Below are 13760 nucleotides of genomic sequence, written 5' to 3' on the forward strand. Positions count from 1 at the left end.
CGGTGAAGGGAGTGTTTATCGTCAGGCAGACGACTATGATCGCCGCATGCCCTACGACCCGTCAGCCTTTCCGCCCTTCGCCGTCACCGTGGACCTGGTCGTGCTGACCGTACGCCGCCATTCCCTGTGCGCGCTGGCGGTCCGCAGGGGCGAACCGCCGTTCCAGGGGCGCTGGGCTCTGCCCGGTGGTTTCGTCCGGGCCGACGAGGACCTGGCACAGGCGGCGGCGCGCGAGCTGGCCGAGGAGACCGGGCTGAGCGTCCACGACCCGTCCGTCCCCGCTCAGGACAACGGTGCCCACCTGGAGCAGCTGGCGACGTACGGCGACCCCGGACGCGACCCCCGGATGCGCGTGGTCAGCGTCGCCCACCTCGTCCTCGCCCCCGACCTGCCCGCCCCACGGGCCGGCGGCGACGCCAGCAACGCGCGCTGGGCGCCGGTCGAGGAACTGCTGCAGCAGGGCGGGTACGGGCGCGACGGCGAGCCGGTGGCGCCGCTCGCCTTCGACCACGCCCGGATCCTGGCCGACGGGGTGGAGCGGGCCCGGTCCAAGATCGAGTACTCGTCGCTGGCCACGGCGTTCTGCCCGCCCGAATTCACCGTCGGCGAACTGCGCCGCGTCTACGAGGCGGTATGGGGCGTCGCCCTCGACCCGCGCAACTTCCACCGCAAGGTGACGGGCACGCCGGGCTTCCTCGTCCCCACCGGCGGTACGACCACCCGCCAGGGCGGCCGCCCCGCTCAGCTCTTCCGCGCCGGTGGCGCCACGCTGCTCAACCCCCCGATGTTGCGCCCCGAGGTGTGACGCCGGGCCTGCGTCCCGGGGCCCGGGAGACTGCTTCCGGTACGGGGCTCGGGCGGCGCGGGCGCGGCCGTGCACACCCGCCGGCACCGACGTCCGCGTACGGCGTGGCCCGCCCCGGACGGCGAACGGCGCAGGGACCCGACATGGCCGGTCGTCCAGCGCGCAGCGGGCCGTGCGTGACCGAAAAACCGGACATAGCACGCTATCTTGCTGCGAATGATCCAGGCCTTCGGACTGACCAGCAACCCCCGCGAAGAGCTTCCCCCCGCCGTCGACGACGTCTCCTTCGAGGCGCCCGCGGGCCGCGTCACCGCACTGCTCGGAGCACCGGGCGCGGGCAAGACGACGGCGCTCAGACTCATGCTCGAACTCCAACAGGGCCGCGGCGTCACCCACTTCAGGGGCCGTCCCCTGCACCGCATCGCCCACCCCGCGCGCGAAGTCGGCGTGCTGCTGGGCGATCTGCCGGGACACCCGGCCCGCACGGTACGCGGTCATCTGCGCCTGCTGTGCGCCGCCGTCGGCGTTCCGGTCCGGCGCGCCGACGAAGTTCTGGAAACGGTCGGCCTGGTGAGCCTGTGCGAGGAACGCCTCGGCACCCTCTCGCGCGGCATGGACCGCCGCCTCGGCCTGGCCTGTGCCCTGCTGGCCGACCCGCACACCCTCGTGCTCGACGATCCGGCCGACGGGCTCTCGGCCCGCGAGGCCCACTGGCTGCACGACATGCTGCGTGCGTACGCGGCCCAGGGCGGCACGGTCCTGTTCACCACCACCGACCCCAGGGAAGCGGCGCGCACCGCGGACCGCGTCGTCACGCTGGACCACGGCAGGCTCGTCGCCGACCAGGAGGCGGCGGACTTCGCCCGTACCCGGCTGCGTCCCCGCGTCGCCGTGCGCAGCCCGCACGCCGCACGCCTCGCCGTTCTCCTCGCCAAGGAGGCGCGCGCCGCCCAGCGCTCCGTCGAAGTCGTACGGGAGGGCGGCAACCGCCTCTCCGTGTACGGCAGTACCTGCGCCGACGTCGGGGAGGCCGCGTTCCGCCACGGCATCCTCGTCCATCAACTGGCCGACGAGACCGGGGACATGGGGCCGGGCGCGGGGGCACCGCCCGTGGAACCGCCGCCCGCCGATGCGGAGGACGGCCGGTCGCCCGAGCCGCGGTGGACGGCCGGCGCGCGCCGTACGCCGGCCGAGGAGCCGGGGGAGGCCGCCGGCGCGCGACGGGTGACCGGCGTGCGGCACGTCTCCACCGGGGGCCCGGAGCCACGCACCGGTGAAGCGGACCCGTCCGCCGCGAAACGGGATCCGCTCCTCGGCGAACCGGGTCCGTCCGCCGAGGAGCGGAGGCCGGGCGCCGGCGATCCGGGCCTGTCCGCCGGGAGACAGGCGCTGCCGCTCGGCGCACCGTGCCCGTCCGCCCAGGTCCAGGGGCCGTCGCCCGACGAGCCACGACCCTCTCTGCGGGCTCAGGGCCCCTCGGCCGGTGAACCCCGCCCGTCCGCCGATGAGACCCGGCCCGTCGACGGTGCGCCACGGGCCGTCCCGGAAACGCCCGCCTCCGACGGCGCTCGGACGCCCGGCGACCCGCACCTGCCGGCCGTCCGTCCCGGGCGGGTCCCGGCCCCGCACGTCCTCGACGCCCGGCCCTCGTCCTTCCTCCCGCCCCCCGTCTCCGTGCGCTCCGCCCCCGGCCCGCTCCGCCCCCTGCGCTACGAATTCCGGCGCGCCACCGGTATCGGCACGGGATTCCTCGTCTCGGCCGCCGTGCTGGTCGTGTCCGCCGTCACCGCCGTGATCCTGGCCCGCTTCGGGCACACACCGCAGCCGCTCCTGCTCGCCGCGTGGCCGCGGGAAGCCCCCCTGCCGCCCGCGGCGCTCGGCGCGGGGCTGCTCGGCGCGCTCTCCTTCGGTGACGAGTTCCGCCATCCCGCCCTGGCGGCGGACCGCGGCACCGTGCCCCGTCGGCTGGGGCTGCTGACCGCCAAGCTCCTCGTCTCCGCGGCCACCGCCGCGGTGCTGGCCGTCCTCACGGTGGGCTGCGACGCCGAGGCGCTCTACCTCTTCTACGGACCGGAACTCGTGAGGGTTCCCGCCGACTGGCTTTCCCTGAGCGCGGGTTGGGTCGGGCTCGTGATCGGCTGCGCCTGGGCCGGCGTCCTGGCGGCGGGCGTCTTCCGGTCGACCACGGCCGGTCTCGCGGCGGTGGTGGCCGTTCCCGTGCTCGTCGTCCCCCTGGTGCACAGGGTCTGGGAGGGGCCGTCGGCGCGGACCGCGGCCGGGCTTCCGGTGCGGCTGCGGGAAGTGTTCCTGGCGCAGTGGCCCTTCGGAGGGGAGCGCTGCCTGTCCGCCGCGCTGCGGGTGATCGCCCAACCCGTGGGCAGTGCGCTGATGTTGTCACTGGCCGCACTGCTCTGTGCGTATCTGCTCACCGCTCTGCGCGACAGAGTTCGATGATGACTCTCTGTGTCAATTTGTTTCCTTTAAGTGATCGCAACTCCCCGGCGAGAGACTCATTTCTTTCCGATAAGGCGTCAATTGCGACGAGGTGAGCGATCACCCTTTCGTGTGCTTTTCACCAAAGAACTCAAGGGAATTGGAGACGGCGCCGACAAAGGATCCGTGAGTACCCTTGCGCACACCATGATGACCGCCGCCCGCTCCGCAGACTCCGGCCTCGCGAGCCCGGGCGAACTCGACCGCTACCCCTACGCCGAGGCGTCCGTCGCCGACCGCGTCGGACCCGCCGCCTGGGAGGGCGCGGACCCCGAGCTGGGCCGTGTGGGCCGACGTGCCGCGGGCAACCGCGGACGCGGGCTGCACGGCCAACTCGTACAGCAGCTGGGTCAAATGATCGTTTCCGGTGACCTGGGCGCCGACCGGCCGCTGGTGCCCGAGGAGATCGGACAGCGCTTCGAGGTGTCCCGCACCGTCGTCCGCGAGTCGCTCCGCGTCCTGGAAGCCAAAGGGCTGGTCAGCGCCCGCCCGAACGTCGGTACGCGGGTGCGGCCCGTCAGCGACTGGAACCTTCTCGATCCCGACATCATCGAGTGGCGGGCCTTCGGGCCGCAGCGTGACGACCAGCGCCGTGAGCTGAGCGAGCTGCGCTGGACGATCGAGCCGCTCGCCGCGCGCCTCGCCGCGGGACACGGACGTGAGGACGTCCAGCAGCGCCTCGCCGACATGGTCGAGATCATGGGGCACGCCATGGGCCAGGGCGACGCGCTCACCTTCTCGCGCGCCGACATGGAGTTCCATGCGCTGCTGATCCAGATCGCGGGCAACCGCATGCTGGAGCACCTCTCCGGCATCGTGTCCGCCGCCCTCCAGGTCTCCGGCGGCCCGGTCACGGGTTGTGACCGGGCGAGCGACGCCTCGCTGGCGCACCACGGCCGGATCGTCGAGGCCCTCGCCGCCGGCGACGGCGGGGCGGCCGAGGCGGCCATGCGCCAACTGCTCACGGTCCACCCCGAGGTGGAACGTGTGGTGCCCGCTCCGCGGGAGCACTGACCGCGTTCCGCGGGCGGCGCGGCCGAGTGCGCCAGCCCCCTCCCGTGGCCGCACTCGCCCGACGGCCGTCCTCCGCCGGGCTCCGCGGGATCGCGACGGATCCCGCGGAGCCCGGCGACGCGGCGCGATCACAGGATCGCAGGACTGCCGAGGTGGGACGGCCGCAGCTGTCGATGACCGTGTCTGCCCGTATCTGACCGATTTTGAACGCTTACGGGGTGTGACTCGGGCCACGAAGATTAGGCGTAACGCTCGTGGGAACAACGCGATGACCTAAGAGGTGACAGCCGCGGAGGGAATACGGACGCCGTTCATGGCGCTGTGCATCTCCCGGCCCCCGCCCGCGCCGTCGGCCCATCCCCAAGCCGGCGGTCGGCTCCTGTCCGTCCTGGATGGGGCCGGAAGCCGTTTTCCAACGTTCCGAGAGGTTGTTCGTGTCGGCCAGCACATCCCGTACGCTCCCGCCGGAGATCGCCGAGTCCGTCTCTGTCATGGCGCTCATTGAGCGGGGAAAGGCTGAGGGGCAGATCGCCGGCGATGACGTGCGTCGGGCCTTCGAAGCTGACCAGATTCCGGCCACTCAGTGGAAGAACGTACTGCGCAGCCTCAATCAGATCCTCGAGGAAGAGGGTGTGACGCTGATGGTCAGTGCCGCAGAGCCCAAGCGCACCCGCAAGAGCGTCGCAGCGAAGAGCCCCGCGAAGCGCACCGCCGCCAAGACGGTCGCGGCGAAGACGGTGACCACCAGGAAGGCCACCGCCACCGCCACCCCGGCGCCCGCCGCCGGCACCGCTGCCGCCGCCGAGGAAGAGGCGCCTGCCAAGAAGGCGGCTGCCAAGAAGACGACCGCCAAGAAGGCGGTCGCGAAGAAGACCACCGCGACCAAGAAGACGGCGGCCAAGAAGACCACCGCCAAGAAGGACGACGTCGAGCTGCTCGACGACGAGGTCCTCGAGGACGCCAAGGTCGTGGACGAGCCCGAGGGCGCCGAGAGCGCCGGCTTCGTGCTGTCCGACGAGGACGAGGACGACGCGCCCGCGCAGCAGGTCGCCGCGGCCGGAGCCACCGCCGACCCGGTCAAGGACTACCTCAAGCAGATCGGCAAGGTCCCCCTGCTCAACGCCGAGCAGGAGGTCGAGCTGGCCAAGCGCATCGAGGCGGGCCTGTTCGCCGAGGACAAGCTGGCCAACTCCGACAAGCTGGCGCCGAAGCTCAAGCGCGAGCTGGAGATCATCGCCGAGGACGGCCGCCGGGCCAAGAACCACCTCCTGGAGGCCAACCTCCGCCTGGTGGTCTCCCTGGCCAAGCGCTACACCGGCCGCGGCATGCTCTTCCTGGACCTCATCCAGGAGGGCAACCTCGGTCTGATCCGCGCGGTCGAGAAGTTCGACTACACCAAGGGCTACAAGTTCTCCACCTACGCCACCTGGTGGATCCGTCAGGCGATCACCCGCGCGATGGCCGACCAGGCCCGCACCATCCGCATCCCGGTGCACATGGTCGAGGTCATCAACAAGCTCGCGCGCGTGCAGCGCCAGATGCTCCAGGACCTCGGCCGCGAGCCCACCCCGGAGGAGCTGGCCAAGGAGCTCGACATGACCCCGGAGAAGGTCATCGAGGTCCAGAAGTACGGCCGGGAGCCCATCTCGCTGCACACCCCGCTGGGTGAGGACGGCGACAGCGAGTTCGGTGACCTCATCGAGGACTCCGAGGCGGTCGTTCCGGCCGACGCGGTCAGCTTCACGCTGCTGCAGGAGCAGCTGCACTCCGTCCTCGACACGCTCTCCGAGCGCGAGGCGGGCGTCGTCTCCATGCGTTTCGGTCTCACCGATGGTCAGCCGAAGACCCTCGACGAGATCGGCAAGGTGTACGGCGTCACGCGCGAGCGCATCCGCCAGATCGAGTCCAAGACCATGTCGAAACTGCGCCACCCGTCGCGTTCCCAGGTGCTGCGCGACTACCTCGACTAGGTCCGGCCGTACCGGCCGGGAAGGCTCGCCCCTGGTGGGTGTTCCCGAGGCCGGCGCAGCACATGGCCGTGTCGCTCGGGCCGCGAGAGGTCCACGCGAAACGCCCGGCTGGGAGATCCCAGCCGGGCGTTTCGCGTGAGCGGCCGTTGAGGCCGGCGGCGAGGCCCGGATGCCCCCGGCGCGGACCGGCGAGCCGGCGCCCTCGGGGAAGGACTGCCGGAGCAGGCCGCCGGCGTTCTCGTGCGGACCGCGCCGCCGGAGTCGGCCGGATCGCGGAAGGGGGCGGGGACGCCGGTGGTGACGGTGGACATGCCGCGAGCGCCCATCTCCCCTTCCCGGTCCCGGGCCAGGGAAGCGCCTGGACGGGACGGCGGAGTCCGACCGCGGTGACCGGTGCGCGTTCCGGACGCTTCCGGGCGCCGTGACCGCCGCACAGGTGCAGGAGCACGACGTGACGGAGCGCGTCCCCGACCAGCGGCGATGGGCGGCTTCTCGTCCTTGCCCGCCGATGGCGGGGTCACCCTCCCCGCGCCCGGGTCCGGCCCGGTCCGCGACCCCGGCGGGCCGCTCACCGGGCGGTGATCATCGGGATGGAGCGCGGCGACCGGTGTGCAGGGCGCGGGCCGGCTCACGGCCGTCACGCGCCGCCGGCCGGTCCTCTCCTCGATGCCGACGATCCGGTACGCCTCTTCGTCGGCCGCTCCGCTGCATGAGCCGGGAGCACGCGCCCCGCTCACGCGGCAGCCTTTCCGGCCCCGAAGCCGCCGTCCGGATCTCCCGGATCCCGGGGTCCGTCGCGGCATCCCCTGGACCGGGATGCCGCGACGGGAACGGAAGGTGTCAGGGGGCGGGTTTTCGTGCCGCCGCGCGGATGCGGAGTGCGCTGGACGGAATCACGCTGGGTTGTCGACGACCATCTCAGTGTGAGGAGCCCGTATGCGTCGCGTCCTTGCCCGGGCCCTGGCCCGGCCGCTGGTCCTGGCGGCCGTGTCGGCCGTGATACCGCTCACGTCCGCCGCCGCACCCGCCGACAGCCTCGTCGTCGGGGGTTTCCCGGTGGACGTGTCCCGAAGTCCCTGGACCGTGGCGCTGTCCAGCCGTAGCCAGTTCGGGGGTACCCGGGCGGGGCAGTTCTGCGGCGGAGTGGCCGTCGGGCCGACCACCGTGCTCACCGCGGCCCACTGCCTCGGCGAGAGAGCCCTGGGGGCCCGGCTGGAGCAAGTGCGCGATCTGGTGGTCGTCGCGGGCCGTACGGATCTGTTCTCGGACCAGGGCCAGGAGATCCCCGTCCGTTCCGTCTGGGTGAACCCGTCCTACGACGACGTCAGCAACGACGGGGACTTCGCCGTGCTCACCCTCGCCGGGCCGCTGCCGTCCGGCTCGGTCATCGAGATGGCGGCCGCGGGCGATGCCGCCTACCAGCCCGGGACGCGGGCCGTCGTCTACGGATGGGGGGACGTCACGGGCGCCGACGACTACGCGGACGGCCTGCGCGCGGCACACGTGCGCGTGCTGCCCGACGCGTTCTGCGAGAAGGCGTATCCGGACAGTGCCGACGGCACGTACCGCGCCGACAGCATGGTGTGTGCCGGGGAGGAGGCCGGCGGCAGCGATGCCTGCCAGGGGGACAGCGGCGGGCCGCTCGTCGCCCGGGGGAAGCTGATCGGCCTCGTCTCCTGGGGCAACGGTTGCGGACGGCCGGGCAGTCCCGGGGTGTATACGCGTGTGTCCGCCGTGGTGCGGACGCTGGGGTGGGAGGCCGCTGTGCAGGGCGGCGGGAGCATGTCCGACGGAGCCTGAGGGACCGGGTGAGGGATGACGAGTGCGGGCGGCCGCCTCCGGGCAACGGAGGCGGCCGCCCGTCCACCGGCCTGTGCCGGGCTGGCTCGTCGTCCTACGGGAAGGGTCAGCGCTCTTCGTCGGAGGCGGTGCCGGGAATGGACGTCAGCCGCTCCGTCTCGTCCTGTATCTCAGCGGCGATCTTCTTGAGTTCCGGCTCGAACTTGCGGCCGTGATGGGCGCAGAAGAGCAGTTCTCCGCCGCTCGGCAGGACGACGCGCAGGTATGCCTGGGCGCCGCAGCGGTCGCAGCGATCAGCGGCCGTCAGCGGGCTTGCGGAAGTCAGAACAGTAGTCACGTCGCCTCTTCTCTAGCTCGACGAGCTGTCGTACCAGGGTCAACATCCAACCAGCCCCAAAACGTTCCCGCTCGAGGCTTTTCCTTGAAAAAATCTTCACGAGGCGGCTGGGCGCTGCCGGTTGGCGGCGAATGTGCCGTATTGCGTGTCTCTGTGTCGTACGGGTTCGCGCGTTCGGTCAGTGGTCGGTCCTCCCGGCCGGGTTGCCGGTTGTTCATGAGGACGTGCCCGGAGCCTAAATGGTTCATGCCTCGAAAGGAACGTGATGTGTGCTTCACCCCATCGAGGTATCGAACAGGTATGCGATCCTGGACTAGTCTGAGTCCCCGTCGAGGGTGGCGTTACAACGGCTCTACCAGGCCTCGGTACCCTCTGACCGGTGAACGACGCCGCGCCCTTGCCCACAGGGGCCCCATCTGAAATTCAGCGAGGAGCGAACCGCGTGACCGCCGACACGTCCGTGCCGTCCACAGCGCTGCTGGCAGGAGCAGACCGGGACGGTTCCAACTACACCGCGCGGCACCTGCTCGTCCTCGAGGGGCTCGAGGCCGTGCGGAAGCGTCCGGGCATGTACATCGGCTCGACCGACAGCCGCGGTCTGATGCACTGCCTCTGGGAGATCATCGACAACTCCGTGGACGAGGCCCTCGGCGGCTACTGCGATCACATCGAGGTGATCCTGCACGACGACGGATCGGTCGAGGTCCGGGACAACGGCCGTGGCATCCCGGTCGACGTCGAGCCCAAGACCGGCCTGTCCGGCGTCGAGGTCGTCATGACCAAGCTGCACGCCGGCGGCAAGTTCGGCGGCGGCTCGTACGCCGCCTCCGGCGGTCTGCACGGCGTCGGCGCCTCCGTGGTGAACGCCCTGTCCGCCCGGCTGGACGTCGAGGTGGACCGCGGCGGCCACACCCACGCCATCAGCTTCCGGCGCGGCGTCCCCGGCACCTTCGCCGCGCTGGACCCGGACGCCAGGTTCGAGGCCAGGAGCGGGCTGCGCAGGACCAAGAAGATCCCGAAGAACCGCACCGGCACGCGCGTGCGGTACTGGGCCGACCGCCAGATCTTCCTCAAGGACGCCAAGCTCTCCCTGGAGACGCTGCACCAGCGCGCCCGCCAGACCGCCTTCCTGGTGCCCGGGCTGACCATCGTCGTCCGTGACGAGTTCGGTCTCGGCGAGGGCGGCAGCAAGGGTGAGGAGTCCTTCCGCTTCGACGGCGGCATCAGCGAGTTCTGCGAGTTCCTGGCGAGCGACCGGCCCATCTGCGACGTCCTGCGCTTCACCGGGCAGGGCACCTTCAAGGAGACGGTCCCCGTCCTGGACGAGCGCGGCCAGATGACGCCCACCGAGGTCACGCGCGAGCTCGGCGTCGACGTCGCGCTGCGCTGGGGGACCGGCTACGACACGACGGTCCGGTCCTTCGTCAACATCATCGCCACCCCCAAGGGCGGCACCCACGTCGCGGGCTTCGAGCAGGCCGTCACGAAGACGATGAACGAGGTGCTGCGCGCCAAGAAGATGCTGCGTGTCGCCGAGGACGACATCGTCAAGGACGACGCCCTGGAAGGGCTCACCGCCGTCGTCACGGTCCGCCTCGCCGAGCCGCAGTTCGAGGGCCAGACCAAGGAGGTGCTCGGCACCTCGGCGGCCCGCCGCATCGTGAACAACGTCGTCACCAAGGAACTCAAGGCGTTCCTGACGTCCACCAAGCGCGACGCCGCCCAGCAGGCCCGCGTCGTCCTGGAGAAGGCCGTCGCCGCGGCCCGCACCCGCATCGCCGCCCGTCAGCACAAGGACGCGCAGCGCCGCAAGACGGCCCTGGAGTCCTCCTCGCTGCCCGCCAAGCTAGCCGACTGCCGTAGCGACGACGTCGAGCGCAGCGAACTGTTCATCGTCGAGGGCGACTCCGCGCTGGGTACGGCGAAGCTCGCCCGGAACTCCGAGTTCCAGGCGCTGCTGCCGATCCGCGGCAAGATCCTCAACGTCCAGAAGTCGTCCGTGACGGACATGCTGAAGAACGCCGAGTGCGGTGCGATCATCCAGGTCATAGGAGCCGGGTCCGGCCGGACCTTCGACATCGACCAGGCCCGCTACGGCAAGATCATCATGATGACCGACGCCGACGTGGACGGCTCCCACATCCGCACGCTGCTGCTGACGCTGTTCCACCGCTACATGCGGCCCATGGTCGAGGCGGGCCGGGTGTTCGCCGCGGTCCCGCCGCTGCACCGCATCGAGATCGTCCAGCCGAAGAGGGGGCAGGACAAGTACGTCTACACGTACTCCGACCGTGAGCTGCGGGACAAGCTCATGGAGTTCCAGAGCAAGGGCATCCGTTACAAGGACTCCATCCAGCGCTACAAGGGCCTCGGCGAGATGGACGCCGACCAGCTGGCCGAGACGACCATGGACCCGCGCCACCGCACACTGCGCCGGATCAACCTCACCGACCTGGAAGCCGCGGAACAGATCTTCGACCTGCTGATGGGCAACGAGGTCGCTCCCCGCAAGGAGTTCATCTCCAATTCGGCGGCGACGCTGGACCGGTCGCGTATCGACGCGTAGGCGCCGCACCGGGTCCGGGCGTCGGCCGGCGGGCCCCGGTCCCGGGGCCTGCCCGGTACGGGCCGGGGCCGCGGGCCCGGCGTGACGCCCCGCACCCGCGCCGGGATCCCGGCGGGGCGCTCAAGGCGCTCAGCTCCGGCATCGTGGGGCCGGGGCCGGACCGGGTGAGCCGTACCCGGCGGGGGCCACGCGGCCGCAGGCGGCCGGCATCCGCACGAAGAGCCCGGGAATGGTCCTTTCCCCCGCCTCCACGGGCCGTGCCTCAGGCGCGGGTCGCCCACACGTAACGGTGCTCCGGGCGGCCCGCTTCGCCGTACCTGAGGGTCAGTACGGCCCGTCCCGTGCGCTCCAGGAGCTTCAGATAGCGCTGGGCGGTCTGACGGCTCACCCCGGTCCGCTCGGCGATCTCCTGGGCGGACAGCGGGCCGTCGGCGTTCATCAGGGACTGCCGCACCAGCTCCGCCGTGGTGGGGGAGTGCCCCTTGGGCAGCTCCGGTTCCGACGGCGTGGACAGGGCGCCGAAGATGCGGTCCACCTCGGCCTGTTCGGCCTCGCCGCCGCCGTCGAGGGTGCGGCGCAGCTCCGCGTACGCCTCCAGCTTGGCGCGCAGACCCGCGAAGGCGAACGGTTTGACCAGGTACTGCAGAGCACCGTGCCGCATCGCCGCCTGGACGGTGGACACGTCCCGCGCCGCCGTCACCATGATCACGTCGGCCTGGTGGCCGCGCCGGCGCATCTCCTGGACGACCGCCAGTCCCGTCTCGTCGGGCAGGTAGTGATCCATCAGGACCAGGTCCAGGCCGGGCAGCGTCTCCAGCCTGTGCAGCGCCTCCGCCGCGCTGTGGGCCTCGGCGGCGACGTGGAAACCCGGCACCTTCTCGACGTAGGCCGTGTTGACCCGGGCGACCCGAGTGTCGTCGTCCACGACCAGGACCTCGATCATCGCGACTCCTCCTCGGTGACGGCCCGCGCGGCCGGCGGCACGGTGGGGACGGGTACCGGATCCGGCTCGGTCAGCGCCTCCGGCAGGACGACGGTGAACTCCGCGCCCCCGCCGTGCGCCTCGCCGGCCGTCACGCTGCCGCCCTGCCGCTCGGCGAGCCTGCGCACCAGGGAGAGCCCGAGGCCGCGCCGGCGGTGTGCGGGCGGCGTCTTGGTGGACCAGCCCTCCGTGAAGACCAACTCGCGTCGGTCCACCGGAATTCCGGGCCCTGTGTCGCGCACCCGGAGGATCGCGGTCCGCCCCTCGGCCCGCAGTTCGACCTCCACGCGCGCGTGCGGCGTGCCCGCGGCGGCGTCGAGCGCGTTGTCCACGAGGTTGCCGACGATCGTGACGAGCCCCCTGGAGTCGATCAGGAGGTCCGGGAGCCGGGTCCGGTCCGAGACGCGCAGGGCGACGCCGCGCTCGGCCGCGACCGTGGCCTTGCCCACCAGCAGCGCGGCGAGAAGCGGGTCCTGGATCTTCTCGGTGATCTGTTCGGCGGTGGCCCGGTGGTCGCCGACCACCTCCCCGACGAATTCCGCCGCGTCGTCGTACAGCTCCAGTTCGAGCAGCCCCAGCAGCGTGTGCATGCGGTTGGCGTGCTCGTGGTCCTGGGCACGCAGGGCGTCGATCAGGCCGCGCGTCGAGTCCAGCTCCCGGCCCAGCTGCTCCAGCTCGGTACGGTCGCGCAGGGTGGCGACGGCGCCGCCGTCGCCGGTGGGCATCCGGTTGGCGACCAGGACGCGCTGGCCGCGGACCATGAGCAGATCGGTGCCCGTCACCCGGCCGGCCAGGACGTCGGCCGTGCGCCCCCCGCCGAGCGCCTCGTCCGGAGACCGGCCGAGGGCCTCGTCCCCCAGCTCCAGCAGGCGCTGCGCCTCGTCGTTGAGGAGGCGGATGCGGCCGGCGCGGTCGAGGGCGACGACGCCCTCCCGGATGCCGTGCAGCATCGCCTCGCGCTCCGCGAGCAGCGCCGCGATGTCGGAGAAGGCCAGGTCGCGGGTCTGCCGCTGGACCCGGCGCGAGACGAGCCAGGCGGCCAGCGCACCGACGGCCAGGGCGCCCCCGGCGTATGCGAGGAGCTCGGGGATCGCGTGGATCAGGCGTGCCCGGACGCTGTCGTACGCGATGCCGACCGACACCGCCCCGACGATGGTGCCGGTGCTGTCGCGCAGCGGCACCTTGCCGCGGGCGGTGCGGCCCAGGGTGCCGTCGTCGATGGCCATGACCTCCCGGCCGGACAGGGCCCGGCTGGGATCGGTCGACACGACGCCGCCGATCTGCCGCGGGTCGGTGTGCGACCAGCGCACCCCCCGCCGGTCCATGACCACGACGTACTCCGCCCCGGTGGCCCTCCGGATCCGTTCCGCCTCCCGTTGCACCGGTCCGGACGGCGTCGGAGGGGTGCTGCGCAGGTCCTCCGCGAGCCGCGGCTGCTGCGCGGTGGTCTGCGCGATCGCCAGGGCCCGGCGCATCGCCTGGTCGTCCAGCTGGTCGCCGAGCGGCGCGAGGAACAACCCGGTCGCGAGCACCGCGACTCCCGCGGCGATCGCCACCTGCATCAGCAGCACCTGCGAGAACATCCGCCGCGGCAGGCCGAGGCGCAGGCGGCGTGCGGGGGGAGTGGGGCTCATGCCCATGACGGTACGTGGGGGTGTCCAGCCGCTGTGACGGGGTGTGGCGCGGATCTCCCGGTCGCCGGCCTTCCCGGTCGCCGGGCCGGGCGGCGGGGCGAGCGGGAAACCGCGGCGGGGGAGCGGGAAGCGGCTCGGGGAGACGCAGGGGGAAGCGGT

The 13760-nt window shown here is 72.1% G+C and carries 9 protein-coding genes; 6 read left to right on the top strand and 3 right to left on the bottom strand.

Annotated features, from left to right (window positions below; translation table 11 throughout):
* The first annotated feature begins 46 nt into the window (after positions 1–46).
* From ABD363_RS12120 to ABD363_RS12100, 5 genes are all read left to right on the top strand, one after another.
* Entirely contained in the window at positions 47–805 is a 759-nt protein-coding gene (locus ABD363_RS12120) for an NUDIX hydrolase (protein ID WP_344602398.1), read from the top strand.
* Positions 806–1021: 216 nt separating this feature from the next.
* Positions 1022–3259: an ATP-binding cassette domain-containing protein gene (locus ABD363_RS12115; RefSeq protein WP_344602400.1), complete on the top strand. Its 2238-nt coding sequence runs from the start codon at positions 1022–1024 to the stop codon at positions 3257–3259.
* A 165-nt stretch (positions 3260–3424) separates the two neighbouring features.
* Positions 3425–4312 (top strand): FadR/GntR family transcriptional regulator, encoded by an 888-nt coding sequence (locus ABD363_RS12110; protein WP_344602402.1) that lies wholly within the window; start codon positions 3425–3427, stop codon positions 4310–4312.
* Between the two features lie 434 nt (positions 4313–4746).
* Complete coding sequence (locus tag ABD363_RS12105) at positions 4747–6282, top strand: RNA polymerase sigma factor (protein ID WP_344602404.1); 1536 nt, start codon at positions 4747–4749, stop codon at positions 6280–6282.
* A 936-nt stretch (positions 6283–7218) separates the two neighbouring features.
* On the top strand, positions 7219–8082 hold the full coding sequence (locus ABD363_RS12100; protein ID WP_344602406.1) for a serine protease: 864 nt from the start codon (positions 7219–7221) through the stop codon (positions 8080–8082).
* Between the two features lie 106 nt (positions 8083–8188).
* Here ABD363_RS12100 and ABD363_RS12095 read toward each other — a convergent pair whose 3' ends face one another.
* Positions 8189–8419: a DUF7455 domain-containing protein gene (locus ABD363_RS12095; RefSeq protein ID WP_344602408.1), complete on the bottom strand. Its 231-nt coding sequence runs from the start codon at positions 8417–8419 to the stop codon at positions 8189–8191.
* Positions 8420–8861: 442 nt separating this feature from the next.
* Between ABD363_RS12095 and ABD363_RS12090 the strand changes: the two genes are divergently transcribed.
* On the top strand, positions 8862–10985 hold the full coding sequence (locus ABD363_RS12090) for a DNA gyrase/topoisomerase IV subunit B (protein ID WP_344602410.1): 2124 nt from the start codon (positions 8862–8864) through the stop codon (positions 10983–10985).
* A 262-nt stretch (positions 10986–11247) separates the two neighbouring features.
* On the opposite strand, the gene ABD363_RS12085 is transcribed toward ABD363_RS12090, so the two are convergent.
* Both ABD363_RS12085 and ABD363_RS12080 read right to left on the bottom strand, forming a co-directional pair.
* A complete protein-coding gene (locus ABD363_RS12085; RefSeq protein ID WP_344602412.1) occupies positions 11248–11928 on the bottom strand; it encodes a response regulator in 681 nt (226 codons plus the stop codon).
* Positions 11925–13601, bottom strand: coding sequence for a sensor histidine kinase (locus ABD363_RS12080; protein WP_344602414.1), 1677 nt, complete (start codon positions 13599–13601; stop codon positions 11925–11927). Before ABD363_RS12080 ends, ABD363_RS12085 begins: the two co-directional genes overlap by 4 nt.
* Positions 13602–13760: the final 159 nt, after the last annotated feature.

The sequence above is a fragment of the Streptomyces glaucus genome (genome assembly GCF_039533365.1).
GTDB classification, from domain to species: Bacteria; Actinomycetota; Actinomycetes; order Streptomycetales; family Streptomycetaceae; genus Streptomyces; species Streptomyces glaucus.